The sequence below is a fragment of the Enterococcus sp. JNUCC 77 genome, from assembly GCF_054819945.1.
In genome coordinates, this window is record NZ_JBTHIG010000001.1 from 2590065 (window position 1) to 2616578 (window position 26514).

At 35.4% G+C, this 26514-nt stretch carries 30 protein-coding genes; 4 read left to right on the forward strand and 26 right to left on the reverse strand.

Annotated elements, in window-relative coordinates; genetic code table 11:
• The first annotated feature begins 57 nt into the window (after positions 1-57).
• Positions 58-948, forward strand: coding sequence for a LysR family transcriptional regulator (locus tag ACVWNY_RS12640; protein ID WP_246601567.1), 891 nt, complete (start codon positions 58-60; stop codon positions 946-948).
• 23 nt (positions 949-971) lie between these two features.
• Here the strand turns inward: ACVWNY_RS12640 and ACVWNY_RS12645 are convergent, their stop codons facing one another.
• The 14 genes from ACVWNY_RS12645 to rsmG all read right to left on the reverse strand — a co-directional run bounded on the left by ACVWNY_RS12645 (position 972) and on the right by rsmG (position 12130).
• The gene (locus ACVWNY_RS12645) at positions 972-2264 is read right to left on the reverse strand and encodes an adenylosuccinate synthase (protein ID WP_218327377.1); all 1293 of its coding nucleotides are present in this window, start codon (positions 2262-2264) and stop codon (positions 972-974) included.
• Positions 2265-2431: 167 nt separating this feature from the next.
• The gene (locus ACVWNY_RS12650) at positions 2432-2854 is read right to left on the reverse strand and encodes an SRPBCC family protein (RefSeq protein WP_218327378.1); all 423 of its coding nucleotides are present in this window, start codon (positions 2852-2854) and stop codon (positions 2432-2434) included.
• A gap of 71 nt (positions 2855-2925) precedes the next feature.
• On the reverse strand, positions 2926-3723 hold the full coding sequence (locus ACVWNY_RS12655) for a helix-turn-helix domain-containing protein (protein ID WP_454071863.1): 798 nt from the start codon (positions 3721-3723) through the stop codon (positions 2926-2928).
• Positions 3724-3798: 75 nt separating this feature from the next.
• Positions 3799-5160, reverse strand: a complete 1362-nt coding sequence (dnaB, locus tag ACVWNY_RS12660) for a replicative DNA helicase (RefSeq protein WP_218327380.1) — start codon at positions 5158-5160, stop codon at positions 3799-3801.
• Between the two features lie 86 nt (positions 5161-5246).
• Positions 5247-5489: a hypothetical protein gene (locus ACVWNY_RS12665; protein WP_218327381.1), complete on the reverse strand. Its 243-nt coding sequence runs from the start codon at positions 5487-5489 to the stop codon at positions 5247-5249.
• 25 nt (positions 5490-5514) lie between these two features.
• Entirely contained in the window at positions 5515-6180 is a 666-nt protein-coding gene (locus ACVWNY_RS12670) for an ABC-2 transporter permease (RefSeq protein WP_218327382.1), read from the reverse strand.
• Entirely contained in the window at positions 6177-7022 is an 846-nt protein-coding gene (locus tag ACVWNY_RS12675) for an ATP-binding cassette domain-containing protein (protein WP_218327383.1), read from the reverse strand. Before ACVWNY_RS12675 ends, ACVWNY_RS12670 begins: the two co-directional genes overlap by 4 nt.
• Before the next feature lie 2 nt (positions 7023-7024).
• Complete coding sequence (locus ACVWNY_RS12680; RefSeq protein ID WP_218327384.1) at positions 7025-7396, reverse strand: GntR family transcriptional regulator; 372 nt, start codon at positions 7394-7396, stop codon at positions 7025-7027.
• Positions 7397-7505: 109 nt separating this feature from the next.
• A complete protein-coding gene (locus ACVWNY_RS12685) occupies positions 7506-8213 on the reverse strand; it encodes a DUF1129 domain-containing protein (protein WP_218327385.1) in 708 nt (235 codons plus the stop codon).
• Positions 8214-8230: 17 nt separating this feature from the next.
• On the reverse strand, positions 8231-9331 hold the full coding sequence (ychF, locus tag ACVWNY_RS12690; protein WP_218327386.1) for a redox-regulated ATPase YchF: 1101 nt from the start codon (positions 9329-9331) through the stop codon (positions 8231-8233).
• A 101-nt stretch (positions 9332-9432) separates the two neighbouring features.
• Positions 9433-9618, reverse strand: coding sequence for a DUF951 domain-containing protein (locus tag ACVWNY_RS12695; RefSeq protein WP_218327387.1), 186 nt, complete (start codon positions 9616-9618; stop codon positions 9433-9435).
• A 16-nt stretch (positions 9619-9634) separates the two neighbouring features.
• Positions 9635-10525, reverse strand: coding sequence for a ParB/RepB/Spo0J family partition protein (locus ACVWNY_RS12700; RefSeq protein ID WP_218327388.1), 891 nt, complete (start codon positions 10523-10525; stop codon positions 9635-9637).
• The gene (locus ACVWNY_RS12705; RefSeq protein ID WP_218327389.1) at positions 10512-11279 is read right to left on the reverse strand and encodes a ParA family protein; all 768 of its coding nucleotides are present in this window, start codon (positions 11277-11279) and stop codon (positions 10512-10514) included. Before ACVWNY_RS12705 ends, ACVWNY_RS12700 begins: the two co-directional genes overlap by 14 nt.
• A 134-nt stretch (positions 11280-11413) precedes the next feature.
• Positions 11414-12130, reverse strand: a complete 717-nt coding sequence (rsmG, locus tag ACVWNY_RS12710) for a 16S rRNA (guanine(527)-N(7))-methyltransferase RsmG (protein ID WP_218327390.1) — start codon at positions 12128-12130, stop codon at positions 11414-11416.
• Positions 12131-12349: 219 nt separating this feature from the next.
• Here rsmG and ACVWNY_RS12715 point away from each other — a divergent pair, with 219 nt between their 5' ends.
• Positions 12350-13231 (forward strand): shikimate dehydrogenase, encoded by an 882-nt coding sequence (locus ACVWNY_RS12715; protein ID WP_218327391.1) that lies wholly within the window; start codon positions 12350-12352, stop codon positions 13229-13231.
• 275 nt (positions 13232-13506) lie between these two features.
• Here the strand turns inward: ACVWNY_RS12715 and ACVWNY_RS12720 are convergent, their stop codons facing one another.
• The 5 genes from ACVWNY_RS12720 to ACVWNY_RS12740 all read right to left on the reverse strand — a co-directional run bounded on the left by ACVWNY_RS12720 (position 13507) and on the right by ACVWNY_RS12740 (position 17489).
• A complete protein-coding gene (locus ACVWNY_RS12720) occupies positions 13507-14568 on the reverse strand; it encodes a WxLIP family cell surface protein (RefSeq protein WP_454071472.1) in 1062 nt (353 codons plus the stop codon).
• Positions 14569-14931: 363 nt separating this feature from the next.
• Positions 14932-15354 (reverse strand): hypothetical protein, encoded by a 423-nt coding sequence (locus tag ACVWNY_RS12725; protein WP_454071473.1) that lies wholly within the window; start codon positions 15352-15354, stop codon positions 14932-14934.
• A gap of 66 nt (positions 15355-15420) precedes the next feature.
• Positions 15421-15939 carry a YjbQ family protein gene (locus ACVWNY_RS12730; protein WP_218327394.1) on the reverse strand — a complete coding sequence of 173 codons (519 nt, stop codon included), beginning with the start codon at positions 15937-15939 and terminating at the stop codon, positions 15421-15423.
• Positions 15940-15943: 4 nt separating this feature from the next.
• Positions 15944-16636, reverse strand: a complete 693-nt coding sequence (locus ACVWNY_RS12735; RefSeq protein ID WP_454071474.1) for a triose-phosphate isomerase — start codon at positions 16634-16636, stop codon at positions 15944-15946.
• Between the two features lie 16 nt (positions 16637-16652).
• Entirely contained in the window at positions 16653-17489 is an 837-nt protein-coding gene (locus ACVWNY_RS12740) for a class II fructose-bisphosphate aldolase (RefSeq protein ID WP_454071475.1), read from the reverse strand.
• Positions 17490-17626: 137 nt separating this feature from the next.
• Here ACVWNY_RS12740 and ACVWNY_RS12745 point away from each other — a divergent pair, with 137 nt between their 5' ends.
• Positions 17627-18580 (forward strand): sugar-binding transcriptional regulator, encoded by a 954-nt coding sequence (locus tag ACVWNY_RS12745; protein ID WP_438719144.1) that lies wholly within the window; start codon positions 17627-17629, stop codon positions 18578-18580.
• A gap of 37 nt (positions 18581-18617) precedes the next feature.
• On the opposite strand, the gene mnmG is transcribed toward ACVWNY_RS12745, so the two are convergent.
• The 3 genes from mnmG to ACVWNY_RS12760 all read right to left on the reverse strand — a co-directional run bounded on the left by mnmG (position 18618) and on the right by ACVWNY_RS12760 (position 22958).
• Positions 18618-20510 carry a tRNA uridine-5-carboxymethylaminomethyl(34) synthesis enzyme MnmG gene (mnmG, locus tag ACVWNY_RS12750; protein WP_438719143.1) on the reverse strand — a complete coding sequence of 631 codons (1893 nt, stop codon included), beginning with the start codon at positions 20508-20510 and terminating at the stop codon, positions 18618-18620.
• Positions 20511-20530: 20 nt separating this feature from the next.
• Complete coding sequence (gene mnmE / locus ACVWNY_RS12755) at positions 20531-21928, reverse strand: tRNA uridine-5-carboxymethylaminomethyl(34) synthesis GTPase MnmE (RefSeq protein ID WP_438719141.1); 1398 nt, start codon at positions 21926-21928, stop codon at positions 20531-20533.
• A gap of 160 nt (positions 21929-22088) precedes the next feature.
• Positions 22089-22958: a helix-turn-helix domain-containing protein gene (locus ACVWNY_RS12760; RefSeq protein WP_454071476.1), complete on the reverse strand. Its 870-nt coding sequence runs from the start codon at positions 22956-22958 to the stop codon at positions 22089-22091.
• A gap of 101 nt (positions 22959-23059) precedes the next feature.
• On the opposite strand from ACVWNY_RS12760, the gene ACVWNY_RS12765 reads away from it, so the two are divergent.
• Positions 23060-23758, forward strand: coding sequence for a CPBP family intramembrane glutamic endopeptidase (locus tag ACVWNY_RS12765; protein WP_454071477.1), 699 nt, complete (start codon positions 23060-23062; stop codon positions 23756-23758).
• Between the two features lie 21 nt (positions 23759-23779).
• On the opposite strand, the gene jag is transcribed toward ACVWNY_RS12765, so the two are convergent.
• From jag to rpmH, 4 genes are all read right to left on the reverse strand, one after another.
• On the reverse strand, positions 23780-24547 hold the full coding sequence (jag, locus tag ACVWNY_RS12770; protein ID WP_218327401.1) for an RNA-binding cell elongation regulator Jag/EloR: 768 nt from the start codon (positions 24545-24547) through the stop codon (positions 23780-23782).
• Between the two features lie 12 nt (positions 24548-24559).
• Positions 24560-25351: a YidC/Oxa1 family membrane protein insertase gene (locus tag ACVWNY_RS12775; protein ID WP_218327428.1), complete on the reverse strand. Its 792-nt coding sequence runs from the start codon at positions 25349-25351 to the stop codon at positions 24560-24562.
• A gap of 49 nt (positions 25352-25400) precedes the next feature.
• Positions 25401-25736: a ribonuclease P protein component gene (rnpA, locus tag ACVWNY_RS12780; protein ID WP_218327402.1), complete on the reverse strand. Its 336-nt coding sequence runs from the start codon at positions 25734-25736 to the stop codon at positions 25401-25403.
• 140 nt (positions 25737-25876) lie between these two features.
• Positions 25877-26011, reverse strand: a complete 135-nt coding sequence (gene rpmH / locus ACVWNY_RS12785) for a 50S ribosomal protein L34 (RefSeq protein WP_002293121.1) — start codon at positions 26009-26011, stop codon at positions 25877-25879.
• Positions 26012-26514 lie beyond the last annotated feature (503 nt).

Sequence of the window (26514 nt, forward strand, 5' to 3'; positions counted from 1 at the left end):
CATAATTATTAAGATTACAAAAACGAATTTTTAGCATCTTTAACATGACGATTTCAGATGAAAGTAGGAAATGATATGGATATGAACATTCAAAAGTATATTGCCTTTGTTAAAACCGTTCAATTAGGTAGTTTTACCAAAGCAGCTCAGTTACTTAACTATTCTCAATCGGGAATTAGTCGCATGATTCATGATTTGGAAAAAGATTGGGGCGTGACTTTGCTAGAGAGAAACCGTGCTGGTTTAAGACTGACTTCTGACGGATTAAAAATTTTTCCCTTAGCTGAAGAACTCAGTGAAAAATATCAGCATCTCCAAAATCGCTTAGAAGAATTAACTGATCTGCAAACCGGCACGATTCGAATTGGCAACTTTTCTAGTGTGGCTACTCACTGGTTACCAGAATGGATCGCCGATTTTAATCAAAAATATCCTGCTATCGAATTTGAATTGTTGCTAGGTGATTATCAGGAGATTGAACAGTGGATTATTGAAGGACGTGTTGACTTTGGTTTCTTGCGTCTACCTACCTTACCGGCATTAACAAGTGTCCCTTTAAAAACTGAGTCTTTTTTAGCTGTCTTACCCAATGACCATCCTTTAACTTTAAAGAAAAATATTAGTAAAAATGATTTAGTCAACTATCCCTTCATTTTACAAGAACGAAAAGGCAATTCTGATATTATCGAACTTTTCCAACAAGAACATATTAACGCTAAAATCCAATATCGAACTTGGGATGACTATTCAATTTTAGCTATGGTAGAAAATAATCTAGGAATCAGTATTTTACCTGAATTAATCTTAAATAAATTGAATTATCAAGTCACTCTTCGATCACTAGACTTCTTTGCACAACGCCAAATTGGTTTAGTCTACAAAAATCAAGACGCGCTTTCTTTAGCCAGTAAAGTGTTTATTGCCAACATCAAAAAAGAGTTGTCATAACGACAACTCTTTCATCATTCAAATTAAACTTGTGCCCAAACACTTTCTAAGATGTTGGTTTGTTTACGATCTGGCCCAACTGAAAACGTTGAAATACGAACACCAACTAATTCTGAAACACGACGAACATAGTTACGGGCATTTTCTGGTAATTCTGCCAAAGTCCGGCATTCAGTAATATCTTCAGACCAGCCTGGTAATTCTTCATAAACTGGTTTGCAGCGATTTAATTCCTTCAAGCTTGCTGGATAATGATAAATTAATTCACCATCTAATTCGTAAGCTGTACAAATCTTCACTGTATCAAGTCCACTTAACACATCAATTGAGTTTAAAGATAGATTTGTGATCCCAGAAACACGTTTAGAATGACGCATCACAACTGAATCAAACCAGCCGACACGACGAGGACGACCAGTTGTTGTACCGTATTCTTTACCAACTTCGCGAATCGCATGACCGACTTCATCATGTAATTCAGTGGGGAAAGGTCCGTCACCGACACGAGAAGTATAAGCTTTACATACACCTACGACTTTATTAATCTTCGCTGGTCCAACACCGCTACCAATAGTCACACCACCGGCAACTGGATTAGAAGAGGTAACAAATGGGTATGTTCCTTGGTCGATATCTAACATGACTCCTTGGGCACCTTCAAATAAAACTCGTTTACCTTCGTCTAACGCATCATTTAAAATAACTGACGTATCAGTCACATATTGTTTGATTTCTTGACCATATTGATAATATTCTTCAAAAATATCTTCAAAATCCATTTCAGTGTCGTCAAACATTTTTACAAATTGACGGTTTTTATCTTCTAAGTTCATTTTCAAGCGATCTTCAAAGATTTCTTTATCTAATAAATCGGCAACCCGAATTCCTACTCGAGCGGCTTTGTCCATATATGCAGGACCAATCCCTTTGATTGTTGTACCGATTTTGTTATCACCTTTTGCATCTTCTTGCAATTGATCTAATTTAATATGATAAGGCAAAATCACATGGGCCCGATCTGAAATTCTTAGATTATCTGTTGCAACGCCTTTTTCATGCAAATAAGCCAATTCTTCTACTAGAGATTTCGGATTGACCACCACACCGTTACCAATCACGCTGATTTTTTCAGGATAGAAAATCCCTGATGGAATTAAGTGCAATTTATAAGTGACGTTATCAAATTTAATGGTATGGCCGGCATTGTCTCCCCCTTGGTAGCGAGCAATCACTTCCGCATTTTCACTTAAAAAGTCCGTGATTTTTCCTTTACCTTCGTCGCCCCATTGAGTTCCTACAACTACTACAGATGACATCTGAACACCTCGTTTAAGATTTTTTTGGCTCCATCGACATTGTATCAATTATGACAGGGGGATTCAATCAATATTCGAATATTTATACAAATAATTTTTGAAAACAAGGTAAAAACCGAACATTTTTTTTATGATTCATAATTTTCACTATAATTTGCTGAAAGTGATTAAATAGTTATATTTTCATTCGCAAATCTTTGCTTCAAGAACGTTAAATTTTTGGCAAATGCTTGTTTCACAATTGGTTTATAAAATACTATTGGTAAGTGTAGTTTGTGATTTTCTAAGATAGTTAATTTCTCCGTTACGTTTGTATTTTCTGCATTTTTTTCTAAGTCAAAAGTCAAAGTATAACGTAACATGTCACCATAAATTTGAAAAATAACTTTCTGTGATTCCTTGCTGACGGTTACTGTTTCCGTTTGATTGATCGCCTGCTCCATACGGATAATTTGATAATTATCTTCATTAATTTTGATGACTTGAATTGAGGGATTCCATTCTGGTAAATTGGTCACATCCATTAGATAATCAGTGACTGCCATTACTTCTGCTTGAATAGTTATTTGATTGATAAATAGTGGTTTCATAAAAAAACCGCCTCCTTTGTTTTGATAAACATAGGATAGCGGATCAGCTAGTAATAAAAAAATAAGCATACTTATATTTCTTTAAATACAGCCTCTTTATACAATTCTGCAAAGATGTCACTGCGTTTCTTTGCTTCTGTCACTTGATTCAACTGGATCGTTTCTTCTGCAATCAATGCCATTAAATAATATAAATTGGCAATCATAAAAGTAGAAGAATGATCAGTGATATATAAAATACCCTGATTAATTGTCGCAGCGGCTGCTAAGTATTCAGTCATCTCAAATTCTGCTAATGCCTTTAAATAAAACAAGATATTTAGATTCTCTTCATAAGGGGTTTGGGTCAAATTTTTTATGCTGGCTGCTAAAAAATCATGACTAAGTTTTTTCTGCGTCTGCTTAGCATACACTACTCCCAAACTAACTTGAATTAAACGGGCTAAGGTAGTCGTTTCAGTAGAATTTTCCGCTAACGCCAATTTAAAAGCCTGTAAACATTCCGACAAATCAGCTGCTAAATGAAAATAACTACATGCCAAATAATAATAATAAGCGCTATATTCTTCAGCTGTTTCAATCGCTTCTAATACTTCGGAACTCAGTAAAAAATCCTGTAACTCTTGATACTGGTGTTGATTGCATAGTTTTTCAGCTATTTGACTAAAATTTTTATTTTGACTAATCATAAAATGATCTTGTAAAACCAACAGATCGGCTTGAATACCTAATCGTTGGCATAGTTGAATCAGTAACTTGCTATTAGGTAAATATTGGCCGTTTTCTATCGCTGACAACATCGGCTGCGAGCATAAACCATTAGCCAAATTTTTCTGAGAGAGCTTTTGTTCTTTGCGGATTTGTTTTATTGTTGCTCCAAAGGTTTTTTTTTATCCATCGCAAACTCCTTTTAAATAAAAAAGCCGACTTCAATTGAAATCGACTTAAAATTCTTGTCTTGGTGTTAAAGAAGAAAACTTATTGTATTCTTTGATAAAGAGTAATTCAACCGTTCCTCGGGCGCCACTTCGGTTTTTTTCGATAATGACTTCGATGACGTTACGATTAGCTGCTGAGTCTTCACTCTCTTCGCCTTCACGTTCATAATAATCTTCACGGTATAAGAAAGCCACGATATCTGCATCTTGCTCAATCGAACCAGATTCACGAATATCACTTAACACCGGACGTTTGTCTTGTCGTTGTTCCACACCACGAGAAAGCTGTGATAAAGCAATCACAGGTACTTTTAATTCTTTGGCAATTTTCTTTAGCTGACGAGAAATTTCAGAAACTTCTTGTTGGCGGTTTTCTCGACCAGTTCCTTCGATTAATTGTAAATAATCAATCAAAATCAGACCAAGATTACCTTTTTCTTTAGCTAATTTATGACACTTTGCGCGAATCTCAGAAATTTTAATCCCCGGTGTATCATCAATAAAGATATTAGCTCGCGATAAGCTTCCCATTGCTACAATCAAACTTTGCCATTCTTCTTCTGATAATTGACCGGTTCTTAAATGGCTGGCATCAATCGAACCTTCTGCACAAAGCATCCGATTCACTAAAGATTCCGCCCCCATTTCCAAACTGAAAATAGCAACTGATTGATCGGTTTTGGTTCCGACATTTTGGGCAATATTTAAAGCAAAAGCGGTTTTCCCAACAGCTGGACGAGCAGCTAAAATAATCAATTCTTCTGGTTGTAAACCAGCGGTCATTTTATCTAGTGCCACATAACCAGTCGGCAAACCAGTGATATCTTCATTATTACGAGACAGTTGGTCGATATTTTCAATCGCACTAGTTAACACATCAGAAATCGCCAAAAAGCCACTTTTGTTACGGCGTTCCGAGACTTCCATGATGCTACGCTCTGCGGTATCTAAAATCGTTTGAACATCGTCACTTTGCTCAAAACCTTCTGTCACAATATTGGTCGCTGTTTGAATCAAGTTTCGCAACAGGGATTTTTCTTCGACAATTTTGGCATAATAAGCTACGTTGGCAGCAGTCGGCACATTAATCGCCAGTTCTGATAAATAACTGACACCGCCTGCATCTTCTAATAAATTATCTTGCTCCAGCAGTTCTTTCACTGTAATGACATCAATCGCTTCATTACGATCACTTAATGCAATCATCGTCTGAAAAATCACTTGATGACTCCGACGATAAAAATCAGCTGGTGTTATGTACTCCATCGCGGTAATTAGCGCATCAGCATCTAAAAAAATCGAACCCAAAGTCGCTTGTTCGGCTTCCACACTTTGCGGCGGGATGCGATCTTGTAGTAATTCACTCATTTTTTTAGCTCCTTTACATCCCCTAATTCTACAAAATATAGTTCATAAATACAATGGGAACAAAATAAGATATAAAGGAGCTTAATTTATTTTTGCCATTTCTTTTGAAAATAAGCAAAAATAAACGCTGAACCAACGACCACGCCGTAATACAAAACCGTAAAATAAAACGGTTCGCCATCAGCAAAATAAAAATAATATAAAACAATCGAAGCCATTGCAAAGAAACAAGACAGATACATCTGACTTAACGTTCGATCAAATAAAACCAAAGTATAGGCTGATAGAATAAATAAGATACAACATAAAATAAGTACTACTGAATCCATTTCTATTCCCTCCAAACTACCAAAACTAAGTTAAAACACTTTTTAAACTACGCTGACTGGCAAATGCCGAAATCAAAATAATTAAAGCCATTAAAAGGAGAATTAAGCCGGCAAAAGGAAGAATGGTTAACTGAGTAATTTGTTGGAACCAGCCACTTTGCAAAATGCCACTAAATAGATTGGTTTTCTCAACTAATATGCCCCCAACGATAAACAGAGCCACCATTCCAAACATCACAATTCGACCATTTTCCGAACCAAAGCGAATAATCAACGGCATCGCTAATGCGCCATAGAAACAACCGAATAAAGTAGCACCAAAAGCTAAATATAAAAGATTCGTTAGATTAAAAATGATTGAAGTTTCTAAAAAACTCAAAATAAACACCACAATAATGCTAATTACACTAGCAAAAACAGCCAAGGCAACCATAATCAATTGTTTTTCCCAGATATACGTACTCCGCTTGATTGGAAGTGTAAATAAATAATCATAGCCATTATTTTGTTGCTCATAAGCAATTAAAGTAGTTGCTAAGGACATAAAAAAGAAAACCATAAAGAAAAAGACAAAGATATTACTTCCACCGCCACTAATTACCCCATTTAAACCAGCAATCAAAATAAATCCAATTAACAACTTCCACTGACTAGCCAATATTAATAAATCTTTCACCCATAAGCCTTTCATATTTTCTCCCCCTCCATCATCAGTAATAAAATCTCATCGATTGTTGGTTTTTCCACGACCATTTGCGGAAAATTCTCCAAGAAATAATTTCGTTGACTGGTTAACACATCAAAACCATAGCCTTGTTGTTTTTGATATAACAATAATTCTGGTGCTAACTGAGGATACTCTTCCGTCGTAACTTTTAAAATACCATAACGATCCAACAAAATATCCGTCTCTTCATGTAATAAGACTTTTCCATTTTTCAAATAATAAATATCATCGCAAACTTGTTGTAGATCACTAGAGATATGAGAACTAATCAAAATCGCACTCTCAGGGTATTGGTCTAAATAATCCTGCAACAAGGCTAAAATCTCATTTCGCGCACTAACGTCCAACCCACTGGTAGGCTCATCTAAAATTAATAGCTGGGCGCCATGAGACAAAGCGCTAATCGTTTTTAATTTAGCCTTCATGCCACTAGAAAAATCTTTATATTTCTGTTTAAAAGGCAAACCAAAATTGTCACACAATTTTGTAAAATACGTTGCATCAAAAGTTGGATAGAAATTTTTCAAAATCATTCGGATATCTTTAACTGTGTATAGTTCATTGAAAAATGATTCTGCTAAAACGGTGCCGATATTCATGCTTGCAGATTCTTTTGTTTTTTCCTGTCCGTCAATCAAAATCTTACCGCTACTAATCTCAGTCAAACCTAAGATTGCTTTAAAAGCAGTAGTTTTTCCGGCACCATTTTCGCCTACAATTCCAGTAATCTGACCATTGGCTACTTCTAATGAGCAATTTAATTCAAATTGCGGATATTTCACTACAACATTTTCCATCTTTAACATAATTATCCCTCCAATATCAGCTGAATCATTTCAGTAATTTCTTGATTGGTAATTCCTGCCTGTTGCGCTTTTTTGATTATTATTTCTAGTTCTTCCTGTGTTTTAAAAAGAAGATCTTCTTTTTTCGTGTCCGCATTTACTGCTAAAACAAAACTACCTTTGCCATGAACCGTTTGGGTAAAACCTTCTTCTTCCAATAAATCATAGGCCTTTTTAACTGTTAAAGCGCTGATTTTTAAATCCTTTGCCAATTGTCGCACCGAAGGCAAGGCCATTCCTTCAGCTAATTGACCTGCTAAAATTTCCGCTTTAATCTTATTAGTAATTTGTTCATAAATTGGCACCATTGAATTATGTTGAATAATTATTTGCACAAATCTTAGCCTCCTTTTCATAAACAGTGTATAACAGTGGTTAACACTTTGCAAGATTTTTCAAAAAAAAAACAACCAACAAATTTGTTGGTTGTACATTTTTATATTTTTACCGCTTTGGTGGACGGCTTGAGAAGCTTGAAACCACACCGAAACGTTTTTTCAAGAAGAAGCGCAATCCTAATGATGCCGCTGCTAAAATAATTAAAGCAATTGGATTTAACATTGGATTTAAGCTTGTTGGTAAGTAAACTGTCGCGTTAAAAATGATATACCATAAGACAAATGCGACTACGATGATTAAAATCGATTTCCAAGTTTTCGGTTTCTTCGATTTATCAGCACCGGGTTCGTCATATTGATAGAAAAATAGATACATCATGTAGAAAATCACGCCACCTAAAGCAGCTGCTAAAATAATCGCCGTCAATCCATAAGTACTAACTGATTGTCCAGCTGGCATGAAGAAACTCATGATCCCAGATAAAGCCGCAAGTAATGCAAAGAACATCAAGAAATTATCTAACCACATCAAAAATGGTTGGGTAGATTTTGCCTTTACTACGGGTTTGTTCACAATTGCTTCCATCCGTTCCGTTACCGTACCGTAAAGCTGACGGGCAGTTACCCCACGTTTTTGTTCTTCCACTAAGGCTCTTAACATTTCGTTTAATTCCGTAGTGGTTTGTTCTTGAGAAAAGTTGGCCGCAGCCAGGGCTTTTTTTAAGTCAAAAATATATTGTTCATTTCTTTTAGTTAATTGGCTTTCTAATTCGACATTTTCTTGTGTCAGTTGAGCCAATAATTCTTCTTCCATCCTTTTACCCCTTTTCCTTAGACATTGAAACGGAATAACATAACATCGCCATCTTGCACGACATAATCTTTTCCTTCTAATCTTACACGACCAGCTTCTTTGGCGGCATGCATACTGCCATAATGATTCAAATCTTCAAATGAAACAGTCTCTGCTCGAATGAAGCCTCGTTCAAAGTCTGTATGGATAATTCCAGCTGCTTGAGGTGCTTTGATCCCTTTTCTAAATGTCCAAGCTCGTACTTCTTGAACACCTGCAGTGAAGTAAGTTGCTAAACCTAATAAATCATAAGCTGAACGAATTAATTGATCCAAACCAGATTCTTCAATTCCCATAGCTTCTAAAAATTCTACCTTGTCTTCATCATCTAATTCAGCAATTTCTTCTTCTGCTTGTGCAGAAACAACGATCACTTCTGAATTTTCAGTCGTTGCAAAGTTACGAACTTCTTGGACATATTTATTATCATCTGGATCAGCGACTGTGTCTTCTGCCACATTTGCCACGTATAAAACTGGTTTTGCTGTTAATAAGAAAAAGCCTTTTAAGATCTTTTCTTCATCATCTGAAAATTCGATGGTGCGAGCAGATTTGCCTGCTTCTAATACCGGAATTAATTTGTCTAAAACTGCTAATTCAGCAACAGCCGTTTTTTCTTTTGTTTTCGCAATTTTCGCCACTCGGGCATGACGTTTAGTCACTGATTCTAAATCAGCCAACACCAATTCCAAATTAATAACTTCAATGTCATCAATCGGATCAACGCGACCTTCGACATGGGTAATATTTTCATCGTCAAAACAACGGACCACATGACAAATCGCATCTACTTGGCGAATATGACTTAAAAATTGGTTCCCTAGTCCTTCACCTTTACTAGCACCTTTTACAATTCCGGCAATATCAGTAAATTCAAAAGTTGTTGGCACTGTTTTTTTCGGTTGAACCAGTTCTGTTAAACGATCCAAACGCCAGTCTGGAACTTCCACCATTCCTACATTCGGGTCAATCGTCGCAAATGGATAGTTGGCAGCTTCTGCTCCAGCTTTAGTAATTGCATTAAATAAAGTTGATTTACCTACATTTGGTAAACCTACGATTCCGGCTGTTAAGGCCATGATTTACTTCACTCTTTCTTCATTTCAAGGATAGCTTTGTTAAACAAAACTTCAAAATTCATCATTCTATTAAAACATAGGAATCAGCTATTTCGCTGAAATTACGCTTCTTTCTTCTCTAAAATCTTTTTCATTTTTTTCTCAAAGTCCCGCCGTGTCATCATTACGATATGACCACAGTTGGTACATTTGATTTTAATGTCGGCACCCATACGAATAATTTCCCAGCGATTCGCTTTACAAGCATGGGGCTTTTTCATTTCAACAATATCGCCTAAATCGTACATCTGTTTCCTCCATTATCTATTCTTCATCAAAATGAATATTTAAAATATCTAAAATACGGGTTAAATCAGTTGGTGACAAGTACTCGATTTCGATTTTTCCTTTGCCATCATTTTCTACGATTTCAACACCGGTACCGAATTTATCCATCAAACGATCTTCGCTTTCTCTTAGATAATACGGTTTTTCTTTCGTTAAGCGCGGTGCTTTTTTCTTTTCTTTGGTTTTGCCTTCGTTATATTCGTTCACAATTTGTTCCAATTGACGAACGGTTAAGTTCTCTTTAACGGCACGATTGGCTAATTTTAAAATTTGATCTTTTTTCTTTAAACCTAATAAAGTTCTGGCTTGACCCATTGATAAACGTTCATCTTGGACCATTTCTTTGACTAATTTCGGTAAAGTCAACAAGCGCAAATAATTAGCAATGTAAGGACGACTTTTTCCTAAACGAGCGGCTACATCGGCTTGGGTTAATTTCAAGTTTTTCATTAGCATTTCGTAAGCTTCGGCTTCTTCCAACGGATTTAAATCTTCCCGCTGTAAATTTTCCAATACCGCAATTTGCATCATAGATTCTTCATCAAAGTCGCGAATAATTGCTGGAATAGTTTTCTTGCCCGCTAATTTAGAGGCGCGGAAACGTCGTTCGCCCGCAATTAATTCATAGCCTTTAACTTGCGATTTTCGCACAATAATTGGTTGAAATACACCAGATTGTTCAATTGAATTGGCTAATTCTTGCAAACTGCCCTCATCAAATGATTTTCGTGGTTGATAAGGGTTGGGACGGAGCTCACTTAAGGGAATTTCTTCTACTTGTTCGTTTTTCATATCAACTTCCTCAATACCTTGTAAATCTTGAAATATTGCGTCGATTCCTCGACCTAATCCTTTATTCTTGCTCACGGGCTAACACTTCCTTTGCTAGAGCTTCATACATTTCTGCACCTTTTGAACGGGGATCATAATCAATAATCGGCTGCCCATGACTAGGCGCCTCTGACAAACGGACATTCCGTGGAATAATCGTATCATAGACTTTTTCAGCAAAATAGCGCCGGACTTCTTCCACTACTTCCGCTCCTAAATTGGTTCGTGCATCATACATTGTCAATAGCACACCTTCAATCTCTAAATCAGGATTGAAATGCTTTTGAACCAAGCGAACAGTATTTAACAACTGACTCAATCCTTCCAAAGCATAATACTCACTTTGAACTGGAATCAAAATCGCATTACTGGCGGTAAAAGCATTAATCGTTAAATGACCTAATGATGGTGGACAATCAATTAAAATGTAATCATAATTATCTTGCACATCAGCCAACGCTGTTTTCAAGCGAGACTCGCGAGCCATCATGGAAGTCAATTCGATTTCAGCCCCTGCTAATTGCAATGTTGCCGGAACAATCGATAAATTTTCCCGAGCAGTTGGCAAAATTGTTTCTTCGATTGGAACTTCATTTACTAAGACATCATAAATATCTATTTTGACATCAGGTTTTCTAATACCTAAACCACTGGTTGCATTTCCTTGTGCATCGCTGTCGATAATCAAGACGCGTTTGCCCAGTGCCGATAAACAAGCACCTAAGTTAACGGTAGTGGTTGTTTTCCCTACGCCACCTTTTTGATTTGCAACAGATATAATCCGTGCCATTTGCTTTCCTCCTAATTCATTTTAAAGTAATAAATCTTTTTCAAAAATTTAGTCTGATTTTCATTACGGATACCATTCTTCTATAAAGTGCTTAAGAAGAACTGGCACCTATTTCATACTAAGGTGATAAAATTTTATTTTACTAGTGGCTGCTTGTTGGGCAAACCTGGTTTTCGTGGATATTTTTTGGGTGTTGTCTTTTTCTTTTGAATCGTGATGATATGACGTGTATCGTCATTTGGTAGTGAAACATCATCAGCTGAAATAAGTTTTCCGCCTAATAAAGCAATGGCCGGTTTGGCTTCTGCTAATTCTTCATCACTTTTTGCTGCTTTTAAAGCAAAAAAGTACCCATCTAATTTTACTAACGGTAAGCATAACTCAGTTAAAATATTTAATCGCGCCACTGCTCTAGCTGTCACATAGTCAAACTGCTGACGAAACTGCGGATTTTGACCAAATGTTTCTGCTCGATCATGGTATAAAGCGACTTTTTCCAACTTTAATTCTTCAACTAAAGTAGTTAAAAAAGTAATGCGTTTATTTAAAGAATCAACAATCGTAATGTTTAATTCTGGAAAAACAATTTTTAGTGGGAGGCTAGGAAAACCTGCACCAGATCCAACATCACATAAACTGCCTGTAGGTTCAAATTGCGCCGACAAGCTTAACGTAATTGAATCGAAAAAATGTTTTAAATAAACTTCTTTTTTATCAGTAATCGCCGTTAGATTCATCTTCTGATTCCACTCGACTAAAAGTTGATAATAACGCTCAAATTGGTCCAATTGTTGTTGATTTAAGACGATTTCTAACTTGGCCAATTCTCTCTGGAATTCTTCTGGTATCATACAAAACTCCTTCTAATTTGTGAAACAGAAAATGTTTCACAGACTATCTTCTACTTTAACGCAAAAAGCCTTTTCTTGCAATGCTTTCTACCCGTTTCACAAAAGTTTAGTAAAAGAATTCTTATGAAGAATAATTATCTAAAGTATGTAAATAAAACATTAGTCCTAAGCGTTTATTTTGGTAAAATTAAAGAAAATAGAAAAAAGTGAGGAACTATCATGACAGAAAGATTATCTGGACACACTTTATTAATTAGTTTAATCGCTACACCGATTCGCCACAGCATGTCACCAACGATGCACAATGAAGCTTTTTCTAAATTAGGATTAGATTATGCCTATCTAGCTTTTGAAGTTGGCAATCAAGAATTAGCAGATGCCGTTCAGGGTATTCGTGCAATGGGAATTCGTGGTTCGAACGTATCAATGCCTAACAAACAAGAAATTATCCAATATTTGGATGAAATTTCACCAGAAGCTGAATTAATCGGTGCAGTAAATACTGTAACAAATCTTGAGGGCAAAGGTCATTTAGTTGGTTATAATACTGATGGTATCGGTGCAATGGCAGCTTTAAAAGATGAAGGCGTTGAGGTAAAAGACGCAGTTATTACATTGACTGGTGCTGGCGGCGCAGGTACAGCAGTTGCGGTACAAGCGGCTTTTGACGGAGCTAAAGAAATCCGCATTTTTAATATTGCCGATCAAGCCTTTGAAAATGCAAAATTAACTGCCCAAAAAATTACTGAAAAAACCAATGCGAAAGCAACTGTTACCGACTTAGCCGATCAAGCAGCTTTCAAACAATCGATTGCTGAAAGTTCTATCTACATTGATGCAACAGGCGCTGGTATGAAACCTTTAGAAGATGTTTCATTAATCAATGATCCTGAAGTGATTCGTCCTGATTTAGTTATTTTTGATGTAGTATATGCGCCAAGAGAAACCAAATTATTGCGTTTTGCGAAAGAACACGGCGCTAAAAAAGCCATCAATGGTTTAGGGATGATGCTTTATCAAGGTGCAGCAGCCTTTAAATTGTTTACTGGTGAAGAAATGCCCGTAGCTTATATTAAAGATTTATTGTTTAGCGAAGAATAAAATTATTCATTCAATGATATAGAGCAAAATAGTGGTACATCTTTAGCCGGATGCGCCACTATTTTTTTCTGCTTTTCTTTAATTAAGAAAAGCAGAAAAATTAAAAAATAAGCCAATCAAAGAGTAAAAGCTATTCAAGATTTCGCCAGTTTATAATAGTTTAGTTATTTGAATGCTAGTATTGATGATTCTTCATTCGAAAAAATAATTAATACACCTATCTCTATTTGACTTTAAACATAACACTTAAATCAGTAGTTTTTCATCATTAACCCTCATTTTCGTAGTACTTTTAACTTACTTTTATTCCTTAAACACATGAATAAAATAGTGAAAAACAACAATATGATGATAGCTAACAAAATATATTTCAAGTAATTTTTCTCTGGTTCGGGATCATTAATCGCTGCTTGATTTATTTTTTCTGCGTTATTTTTTGATACCTTAAAATCTTTGGTCCATCGCCAACTTTCCTTTTCCCATTTTTTATCTGTAGTTTTAGCCGTCAAATATAAGGTATATTCTCCAGCTACTAATTGTTGATTGGCTAAATAAAATGGGATATTGAAATTAGAATTGGGGGCCATTGTACGATCAATTAATTGTGTGTTAAATAAAGTATCAGTTTTTCCTTTACGGGTAATCCTGCCTTCAAAATCCAATTCTGACACAATCGCCGCTTGATCAGCCTGGACTTGAGCATGAATCACCTTTCGATAATTATCTAAGGCTGGCTCCACTGTCAGTAGATTCAAATTGGGCGCCGCTATTTCTTGATTAACTGTCAGTTTGACGGCTAAAGCATAAGCAAAACAATTATCCATTTGAGTGTTATTTTCTTTTTCTAGCTGATTCGTTGCTTGCTCTTTTTTTTCAAAATACCAAGAGCCTAAAATCACTCCATTTTGAGCAGTAGCAGGGATTTTTATTTTCATTGAGACTACTTTTTCTTCATTTCCCTTTAATATAACGAGCGGACCATCTTCAATTTCAGCAACCGAAGCAAATGGTAGCTTTAAACTTTTATCTCTTTTTTTCTCACTTAAAGGAGCAGTATAACTGATCTCTCCGTGACTATTAGTAAAAGTTGCATATGGTTCACTTTTGATTATTTTTTCGTTTTGACTGTAGTTTTTTAATTGGGTTTGAATAACAAATTCTTGCCCTGGATAAACAACTAAATCAAAAAAAGAGCTTTCTGAATTAGCTTCTTCAATCGGAGGTTTAATTTTTGAAATACTATAGCCTGCGCCTGTATCAGCTGCTTTTGTAAAATTTGGTGCCACTAGCGTTAAAAGCCCTAATATTAAAGACAAAAATAATTTCAATAATTTCACTATTTATTTCCCCCTCTTGGATTAACTACTGGCATCTGCTGTAAAGATCCATCTGATGACAGATGTAAAAACTACCTGTTTGAGCAGTATTTTCAGAAAAATCAACTTTTCTTTCACTTTGCTTGGCTTCCACCAACAAAGTAGGAAATTGAAAAAATAGAGAATAGCTATAGCTACAAAAAATGCACACCCTTCAATTCAGAAAATCACTGCCTTGTTTTAAAATTTTACTTAGAAAACCCTTTTTAAATAAGCTACGCAAGCTTTCTTTTTCTCCTGTTAAAACAAAAAATCCTTCCAAGGCTAGCCCTTGAAAGGATCATTATTAAAATAATTTTTAATTAGTTAAATCTATTCGCGCTTTTAAAATAAAGTCAACGCTTCGTACATTCCAGCTAAATCAACAACATTTCCATTGTCTAACAAATTAATATACGGATAAAAAGTTGCTTTAAATTGATTGGCTAGCTGACTTTTTTCAGTAGCATCTGTTGTTGCTTGTACAAGGCTTAAATATTTTTCAAAGTTTGTTTTTAAATATTCTGACACGATTGTTTGGGTTGCTTCTTTGAAAAAATTTTCTTCTTCATTTGGATAGTCCCGTAACAATGCATCGTAATCAAACTGATCGGCTTGAAGTGTTTGATACAACTCAAAAAATCGTTCTGGTTCAGTAGTTTGCTTTAAATCAGTTTGACTCATTTTAATCGACTGTTGTAATTTTTTAATTAATTCTAGTGCATCTTGTTGTTCTTGATTACTGATTTCATCGTAAGATTGTGACATTGAAAACACCCTCTATCTTGATTGATTCTACTCATGATACAACTAATTGACAAAATGAACCAATTTTTATTCTCCCATTAATAACAAATTACATTTACGGGTCCGTTCGCGATTTTGATCCCAATCGATAAAGTATAAATAACCGACGGAGCCAATTTGTGGCACCCCATCTTTAATAATAATTGTCTCACTTGCGCCAAATAAACTTCCTTTAATATGGGCATCGGCATTTAAAATTGTCACTGGATCAGCTTCATAGCTAGGATCTTCAGCAGCCAATTCTACTAAAAATTCCACATGTTTTGGTCCTGGATAAAGATAATCTGACTCTGTTAACTGGCGAGGAATGATTTTATCTAGAATGCGATTTTGATCAACATGTAAGAATTCATCCCCTTTCCAATCTACATCATGAACATATTCTTCAAAGACTACTGAACAAGTCGTATGAGGAGTCGTTATTGTACATAAACCATCTTTGATGCCAGCTTTTTCAATTACTTCTTTAATTTGATCTGTCATATTTAAATAAGTCACTTTTGCGGCAGCTGTTTCTAATAGTAATTGCTCGTGTTGGATTTTCATATGTCTAACCTCTTTCCTGATAAGCTTGATCTAGGGTAACAATCATCTCTTCTAACATTTGAATAGGCGAATCAGCATTGGTAATGCCACTAGTACACCCCGTACCATCTGCGCCCAATTTCATAGTCCGATAAACATCTTCAGGTGTACTGATTCCAGCGGCTTGCATCACTAAAATGTTTTCATCCACTTCTTTAATTACTTGATTAGTAGCCGTAATATAACTTTCATCACTGGTTTGACCAGTCCCAATTAATTCAGTTGGTTCACATAAAATTGCTGTAGGTTTTAAATTTGCTATCGCGCGAGCCTCCGCCAAACTATCGGCACAGACAATTGTTTCAATCCCTAATTCTTGTGCTCTCTGCATACTTTTCGTTAATTCCGTCAAAGTCAATGGACGTTCGGCATGATTTAAAAAGACAGCTCTAGCACCGGCATAATAAACTGATTCTGGCAGTACATGACCAATTCCTCGTCCTGGCGTAATCCCATCAATATGTTGCGCCGTCACAATAATATTTTCTGTCTGATTAGCAACATTAGAAATATCAGCAAATGGAACAGTTACCATCACTGTTATCTCTGGATATTTAGCTGCCATCTCATCAGCTTTTTGCGCCAGTTTTAATAATTCTTCACCGTACAGATAAGATTTTGGATTAAACACGAAAAAAGGTTTTTTTATTTTAGTCATCAGTATTCTTCCTTTCTTAATTTATGCTCGCTGTTTCAAAAACTCGATAATATTTTCGCAAAACATCTGCCATTGCTTGATTGGCTAAATTTTTTATTTGAATATAATCTTGCGGATCTCCTGATTCAATCGTTTGATATGCCGCTTGTAGGAAATCAGTAAAAATATTGATTTTTGAAATGCCTCCAATGGCACATTTATTTAAATTATCTTCACCCGAAGAAGATCCACCATGTAATACTAATGGCACTTCCGTCATTTCTCTAATTTCTTTCAATCGTTGGAAATTCAATACTGGCGTACCTTTATAAGCACCGTGAGCGGTTCCAATTGAAATAGCCAAGGAATCAACTTGAGTTTCTTCAACAAAATGCACTACATCAGCTACTTCCGTATAAATAGAATCGGTCACTTCATGATTTTCATAATTTGTGCCTGCCCCGACATGTCCTAATTCAGCTTCTACTGTTACATTTCTGGGATGCGCATAAGCTACGACTTTTTTTGTAATAGCGATATTATCAGCTAAACTTTCTTTGGAAGCGTCAATCATGACTGACGTAAAACCTAAATCAATCGCTTGTTTGATAAATTCAAAATCTTCACCATGATCTAAATGAAGGGCAACCGGTACGTTGGCTTTTTCTGCCAAATATTTTCCGATTAAAGCGGCTTCTTCTAATGAAATATATTCTTTATGGGCTTGAGCAAATGGTAAAATCAGCGGTTTATTTTGTTCTTGTGCTACTGTCACGAATGTCCTAGCAGAATCCAAATCAATAAAATTTGTTGCCGGAATCCCATAATTTCCTTTACGTGCCTGTTCAAACATTTCTTTTGTATTTACTAACATATTCTCCAGCTCCTTTTTAACATTTGTAAAATTGATTTACTTTTGATAAAATGATAACGTGGAAGAATTTAAAAGTCAATTGTTTTTTTACAAAAATAAACATATTTCACAAATGTAAAAAGAAAGCAGGGATGTCATTGGCTGAACGAGATGAACTACTTTTAAAAATTGCTCTTTTATACTATGAAGAAGAAATCACCCAAAGTAAAATTGCCGAAATGTTAAATTTATCACGACCGACTGTTGCCAGTATGCTAAAAGAAGCTCGACAAAAAGGTATCGTAAAAATCATGATTCAACATGCCGAACATGATTTACTCCAAAAGCAAGCTAGTATTCGGAAAAAATATCATTTGCAAAATTTAGAAATCGCTACGTTAACAAATAGTAATCAAAAAGATATTAAAGCCATTGCTGGAGAATTATGTACCAACTTAATTGAGCCTTTATTGCCAAAAATTAAAAATCTTGGTTTGGGCTGGGGAACGACTGTTTATCAGTATGTGTCACAAGCCAATTATCTGAATTTACCTGATATGAAAATCATCCCTTTAATAGGTGGTGTTGGTTTATCACATGTTAAATATCATTCTAATCACTTAGCTTTTATGTTATCTCAAAAATATCATTCTGAGGTTTCATATTTTTATGCACCAGCAATTGCGGAAAGCTTAGAAGTTAAAGAAACATTATTAAAAACTAATATGCTGAAAGAAATTTTAACAGCAGGTAAAAATGTCGATCTAGCTATTTTAGGGATTGGGAATCCAATTTTATCTTCTACCTATCATCAGTTAGGCTATATCGATCAAACTGATACCGAAATTCTTGCCAAAGAAAATGCCATTGGCGATATTGGTAGTACATTTTTTGATAAAAATGGAGCTCCAGTATTTACTGACTTATCTGAAAGAATGATTGGTCTTTCTTTAGAGGATATTCTAAAATTAAAAAGAGTTGTTATTATTGCTACTGGAGAAGAGAAAGCAGAGAGTATTGAAACACTCTTAAAAATGGGATTTGTGACTGATTTAATTATTGATGAAACGATTGCTGATTATTTAGACCAAACAAAAAATCCAACGGACTAACCGTTGGATTTTTTAGATGTTTCATGTGAAACGTTTTTTAAACTTCGACTTTTGCAATCCGACCATTTTCAACATATACCATTAAAATACTGATATCAGCTGGATTCACACCACTAATTCGGCTTGCTTGAGCAATCGTTTCTGGTTGGATTTTTTGTAATTTTTGTTTAGCTTCAGTTGCTAAACCATTAATTGCTTCATAGTCAATACGTTCAGGAATTCGTTTAGCTTCCATCCGTTTTAATTTTTCAACTTTTTCTTGCGCCTTTTTAATGTAGCCTTCATATTTGATTTGGATTTCAACCTGTTCGATTTCTTTGTTATTTAATGAATCATTAGCTTCAATAAATTGCATAATGTCAGCATAAGAAATTTCTGGTCGACGTAAGAAATCAGCTGCTAAAACACCATCTTTTAATGGCGCACTACCTTTTTCTGCCAAGAACGCTTGTACCTCTGCAGTTGGTTTGATTCTCGTTTTACTTAATCTAGCAATTTCAGCTTCAACATTGGCTTTTTTAATTAAGTAAGCTTGGTATTCTGCTTGATTAACTAAACCAATCTCATGACCAGCTTCGGTTAAACGTAAATCAGCATTGTCATGACGTAAAATCAAACGGTATTCTGCCCGAGAAGTCAATAAACGGTATGGTTCATTGGTTCCCTTAGTCACTAAATCATCGATCATTACACCAATATATCCATCACTACGTTTCATCGTAAACGGATCTTTTCCTTGTACTTTTAAAGCGGCATTGATGCCAGCAATCAACCCTTGTCCAGCCGCTTCTTCATAACCACTCGTCCCATTGGTTTGACCGGCAGTATAAAGATTTTCTACTACTTTAGTTTCTAATGTGGGACGTAATTGATGAGGTGCTACCATATCATATTCGATTGCATAGCCTGTTCGCATCATTTCAGCATTCTCTAAACCTGCTACCGAATGTAACATTTCATTTTGAACATCTTCTGGTAAAGAAGTCGATAAACCTTGCACATAGACTTCTTCCGTATTTAAACCCTCAGGTTCTAAAAATAATTGGTGACGATCTTTATCGGCGAAGCGAACGATTTTATCTTCAATCGATGGACAATAACGAGCACCCACACCATCAACTATTCCAGTAAACATTGGTGCACGATGTAAGTTTTCTTGAATAATTTGATGACTCATCGGATTTGTGTAAGTTAACCAGCAAGGAACTTGTTCTTGATTATAAGCACTATCTGGTGTGCCAAAGCTAAAATGATTTGGTGCCAGATCTCCAGGTTGAATTTCTGTTTTTGAGTAATCTATCGTACCAGATTTCACCCGTGGTGGCGTACCTGTTTTAAAACGATGAATTTCAAAGCCTAATTCTTTTAAATGATCCGAAAGCTTAATTGATGGTTGAGAATTATTAGGACCAGAAGAATATTTCAAATCACCAATGATAATTTCACCCCGTAATGCCGTTCCTGCTGTAATAATCACAGCATTGGCACTATAAGATGCTCCAGTTGAAGTTACTACACCTTTAACAACATTATCTTCGACGATTAAACGATCAACAATTCCTTGTTTCAAAGTTAAATTGTCTTCTTTTTCAATCGTGTGTTTCATTTCATTGGCGTAAGCATATTTATCCGCTTGTGCTCTTAAAGCTCGCACAGCTGGACCTTTACCAGTATTTAACATCCGCATTTGGATATAGGTTTTATCAATATTTTTACCCATTTCGCCGCCTAGTGCGTCAATTTCTCTGACTACCACTCCTTTAGCTGGTCCACCGATAGATGGATTACAAGGCATAAAAGCCACCATATCTAAATTAATTGTCAGTAATAACGTTTTTGCGCCCATCCGTGCGGCTGCTAAAGCTGCTTCCGAACCAGCATGTCCAGCACCGACTACGATTACGTCATATTTGCCTGCTTGATATTCCATAGATTTCTCCTTTAATAAACTTATTTTCCTAAACAAAATTGGCTGAATAATTGTGTAATCAGCTCATCTTGGACACTATCACCGACAATTTCGCCTAAATAATCCCAGCAACGGGTCATATCTATTTGAACCAAATCAACTGGCATCCCCATGGCAATCCCATTTTGAACTTCTTTTAAGGACTGTTGAGCATTTTCAAGTAACGCTATATGACGAGTGTTAGAGACGTAAGTCGCATCTTTTTCACCTGTTTGGCCACCGAAAAATAATGTTGAAATAGCTTCTTCCAGTTTGTCCAAACCATCATTTTCTAAAACAGAAATCGCAAAAACTTGATCGGTTGGTAATAGATTTTCTAAGTTAATGGGATCCATTTGACTAGGCAAATCGGTTTTATTTAACAAAATAATTCGTTTTAAGCCTTTTGTTGCCATCAATAGCGCTTCATCTTCTTTGGTTAAAGCTTCACTTTGGTTTAAAACCAATAAAATCAAGTCTGCATCTTTCAACGCTTTACGACTACGTTCTACGCCAATTTTTTCCACCACGTCTTCAGTTTCACGAATGCCTGCAGTATCGATTAATTTTAATGGCACACCGCGTACGTTAACATATTCTTCAATCACGTCGCGGGTTGTTCCGGCAATCTCAGTAACGATGGCTTTTTCTTCATGGAGTAAATAATTTAACAAGCTAGATTTGCCGACATTTGGGCGACCGATAATAGCAGTGTTTAACCCTTCTCGCAAGATCTTTCCTTGTTTGGCATTTTGTAGTAACGCTTCAATTTGTTGTTCCACATATTGCGTTTTTTCCAATAATAATCGGGTTGTAACTTCTTCTACATCATCATATTCAGGATAGTCAATGTTTACTTCCACTTGTGCCAATGTTTCTAAAATTTCTTGGCGTAAAGTACGAATTAATTTTGATAAGTTACCATCAAGTTGATTAATTGCCACATTCATTGCTTTATCAGTCTTAGCACGGATTAAATCCATAACTGCTTCTGCTTGAGATAAATCCACTCGACCATTCAAAAAGGCTCGTTTGGTAAATTCTCCCGGCTCTGCTAAACGTGCACCCGAACGTAAAATCAACTGCAATAATTGATTCACTACCACAATTCCGCCATGACAATTAATTTCAACAATATCTTCACGGGTAAAAGTTTTTGGCGCTCGCATCACGCTAACCATGACTTCATCTACCACTTGTTTCGTTTGCGGATCAATCATATGACCATAATGAATCGTGTGACTTGCTACCTCTTGTAAATTTTTACTACCACTTTTATATAATTTACTGGCGATTTCTACCGCATCATCGCCGCTTAAACGGACAATACTGATGGCCCCTTCACCTGGCGGGGTCGAAATTGCTGCAATTGTATCGAATTCTAAAGTAATCTCTGCCATTGTCTTTCTCCTTTTATGTAATTAACGGCACAAAAAAAGTGCCCACTCCACCCCTCAATTGAGCTGGATAGCACTTTGACTGCTACATATTAAATTCAGTTGCTAGGTTAGCATAATTTTTGTTACTTTTCAAGAATTGCCGCCAGTATTTTTATTTTGTTTAAGAAAGCTTTTGTTGTCGCTGATAAAAATTGCGGGCTTTTTCTAGATGTAAATCTAAAATAATTTGATAAAAATGAGTTTCCGAAGTTGGAATTTCTCTCATCATTAACATAAATTGTTCAATCTTCTTTTGATAATTAGGAAAATCGAAATAAAGATTGACTAAATTGGTGATGAATTTTAATTGTAAAAGCAAATATAAGTCATCACTCTCACGCAGCATTTTTTGATAATCCTGTAAGGTTTCTTTTGCAGAAGTTAAATCATTAAGAATAAGTAAGCTTTGCAAACGATTAAAATACAAATCAGCACTTTCTTGATAATAGATTTTTCTATCCAATATTAGGTATTTGGCTAATTCTTGATTGATCCGGTGAAACATTTTTTTTGCATCTGTCTTATCTCCTTCAGTCAACGATAATAAGACTAATTTCGCTAGTTTGATCTCCTTTAAGGTCCACATTTTAGCATTTTCTAGTTCTGCTGTTATTTCTCTAAAAGGATCTCGCGAAAAACGATAAAAATTCGTATGAGTCAACAAAACCAGTAAATAAGCATGAATGGCATCGTAACGAATTTCTTTTCGGGAGCTATCGCTATTTTCTAAATAAAATTGATAAAGAGCTTCAAACTGTCCTTTTTTATATAATTCATCCACTTTATTTGCTGCAGTTCCTTGCTGAAAGTTCTCAAATTCTTGGCATGAGATGTTCAAATTATTTAATAATCCAACAAATTTTGTAACAGTTACATCATGTTTTCCTGCTTCAAAATCACTATAAAAACTTTTTGAAACCACCCCTGAATAAACTTCTTTTTGTGTTAACCCTTTTTTCTTGCGTATCTCTTTAATTATAGACCCTTGCACACTTACAACTCCTCAAAATTCCGGTATACAGGAATTATAGCGAAATCTTAGTATCACCACCATGGTAATCTAAAAAAAACAGCGAATTGGAGGAATTTATTATGTATTTAAAATTAATTGGTGCAGGATTTGGTTTGACTTTATTAATCAGTATTTTTACAGCATCAGGAGCCATTCTAGGATTCGGTGAGTCGGGTTTAATTCTATGTCAAATAGGTGCTTTTCTAGTAGCTGCTATTATTTTGACATTGTTTATGAAGAAAAGAAAATTAACCAATTTTGGTTTTCAAAAAAGGAAGATTGCTAGAAAAAATTGGCTGTTCATGTTCATAATTATTTTGATTCAACCACTTGTTTTGGGTCTACAATCTAAACTATCTTTTTCGCTTTTAGTTCTCATGTTACTTCAAATGATTTTAGTTGGTTATGTGGAAGAAGTCTTATTTCGAGGTATTTTTTATTATTATTTACAAGCCAAAGGAACCATAATTTATCTTTTGTTTTCTAGTTTAGTTTTTGGTTTATTACACTTTGCAAGTAGTTTAAATCCTGATACTACTCTGATTTTAGTTGTTTTACAGGTCATAAATGCATTGTTATTAGGATTGGTTTTTGCAGTTCTTTACCTCAGTAGCAAAACAATTTATCTAAGTATAATATTCCACACTTTATTTAATTTATTGGCTATCATCAGTAACCCCGGTTCAATTAAGCAGAATGTACTAGCTGTTACTTTATTAATCATTAGCTATATCATTTATCTATTAACCCAAAAAAATAAGCGTTTGAGCACCCGTTAAGGACTCAAACGCTTTTTCATTTTAGAAATATTTTTTTGCCGGTTCAACAACCAAATAACGATAAGGTTCATCGCCTTCTGAGTGGGTCTTGATGTAGTCATCTTGGCCCAGAACGGAATGAATCATTTTCCGTTCAAAAGCTGGCATTGGTTCTAGGAAAACTGGTCGACCAGTTTCTTTGACCTTTTCAGCAGTTCTTTTAGCTAAACGAGTCAAAACTTCTTGCCGTTTTTCACGATAGTTACCAACGTTTACTATCACTGACAATTTATTCTTAGCCGCTCGATGAATAAATACTTGCGCTAAATATTGCAAAGCATTTAAAATCTTGCCGTGTTTACCAATTAACATCCCTTGTTTATCTGTTTCCAGATCCATTACGATTAAACCGTTGTTTTCATGTTTTACTTTAACTAAAGCTGGAACGCCCATTTCACGAGTAATATTTGTTAAATATAGCGCCAATTCAGTTAATGCTTCATTATCTTCTAGTTCAGTTAACTCTGATGCGGTTGATTTTTGACTGGCAGCTTCAATCGCCACTGGAATTTCATCTTTAACGGCATTGTCAGCTTCAACAATTGTTTCCACGACTTCTTCTACCGCTTCTGCTACTTCTTCCGCTACCGTTGGTTCGATTGAGACTTGCGCATTTTTTCTACCAACACCTAGAAAACCTTTCTTTCCGACCGATAAAATTTCAATTACTGCATCAGCTTTAGACAATCCTAAAGACCGTAACCCATGCATAATTGCTTCATCAACAGTTGGTCCTTCATAGACAGGCATCAAGACCCCTCCTTATTTCTTTTTCTTCTTCTTAGGATTTTTGGCTCTTTCTAAAGCCCGTTCCTTGTCACGAATTCGCTTTGCTTCTGCTCTACGCTCTTGACGAATTTTAAATGGATTGTTAATCAACAATGTTTGTACCACTTGGAAAGCATTCGAAATTACCCAGTAAAGAGTTAGCCCGCTGGCTAAATTCAACGCCATCACAAAAATCATTACTGGCATCGCAAAGTTCATGATTTTCACCGAAGCATTGACTTCGATCTGACTCATACTTGATAAATACGTACTTAAAAATGTAAAAACTGCCGCTAAAACAGGCAAAATGTAAAATTGATCGTGTTCAGATAAATTCAACCATAGAAACTGTCCTTGGCTTAAAGCTGGTACTCTTAAAATGGCTTGATACAAGGCCATCATTACCGGCATTTGCACTAATAATGGTAAACAACCAATATAAGGATTAACATTATTTTCGGCATATAATTTTTTCTGTTCTGCTTGCATCTTTTGTTGTGTTGCTGTGTCGCGGGCAGAATACTTTTCTTGTAATGCTTTAATTTTTGGCTGAAGCTCTTGGGTCTTCCGCATACTTTTTGTTTGGAAGTGCATTAATGGTAATAAAATAATACGAATGATTATTGTAAATAGGATAATCCCTACCCCGACATTACCAAATGACAATCCTTTAATCGCTTCACCAAAATAATAAACGATGTAACGACTCCAGATACCAGTACTATTTTGATCGACTGTCCCAGTTCCACAGGCCGATAATAATAATACTAGCGCTAATAGACTCATCGCTAATACTATTTTCTTGTGTTTTTTCTTCACTAATTCTGTTTCCTTCCTATTTAATTATTTTCGCTAGTTTTAAGACGTGGATCAGATTCGAACGGATTTCCTCATGATGTAAATCTCTTGTGCTAGGTCGGGCAATAATAATAAAATCAACCGATGCAATCTCAGGCTTTAATTCTTGTAACACTGCCCGAATTTGTCGTTTGATCCGATTACGATTGACGGCATTACCAACTTTTTTGCCCACCGATAGACCCACACGAAAATGAGTTTGATCAGAATCTGCTAGACGATAAACGACAAATTTACGATTTGCACACGAGTCCCCTGTATCGAACACTCTTTGGAAATCCTTTTCTTTTTTGACACGATACGATTTTTTCATCTAGTTTCCTTCACTTCTCTTAAATCTAATACTTCCCAATAATACCATATTTCCATTTCAGGAATCAGCTTTTTTAATAGAAATCCTTGATCTTAAAAAATCCAAAAAATACAAAAAAAAACCACTGATTCAGCAGTGGTTTAAGCAGAAAGTACTTTTCTTCCTTTGCGACGACGTGAAGCTAAGACCCGACGGCCATTTTTTGTGCTCATACGTTTGCGGAAACCGTGAACTTTCTGACGTTTACGTTTATTTGGTTGGTAAGTTCTTTTCATTAATTACACCTCCGTTGTTTCAGTACATAGACATACCATAGTAGTATAACGACTCTTATAGAGGTTTGTCAATCAAGAATTTCAGAAAAAATAATTGATTTATCCACATTTTCTGGGTATAAAAAAAATTTTTTTGTGGAAAAATCAGCGAGTATTTTTTTCTTTTTTAGCTTTTTCCGAAAAATTATCCTCAGGAAAAACATCTCTGAATAATCTATACACAAGGTGGATAACTTTTGTGGATAACTTTTATTTGTGCTTTCTTTATAGGCTTTATAAAATATTATACGTTGTGAAAAAAATGTGTATATTCATTTTTTATCCACAATTATCCACAAAGAAAGTCATTTTCTTTTTTTACAACTGTGAAAAACTTGACTGAAAACTTATCCACTGTGTGTATAACTAAAAAATATTAGTGTTTCTTACTTTGTCTGTGGAAAACTTCTTAAAAAAATGATAAAGTAATTCTGTCTGAATTTTTTTATTAGGAGGCGACATCT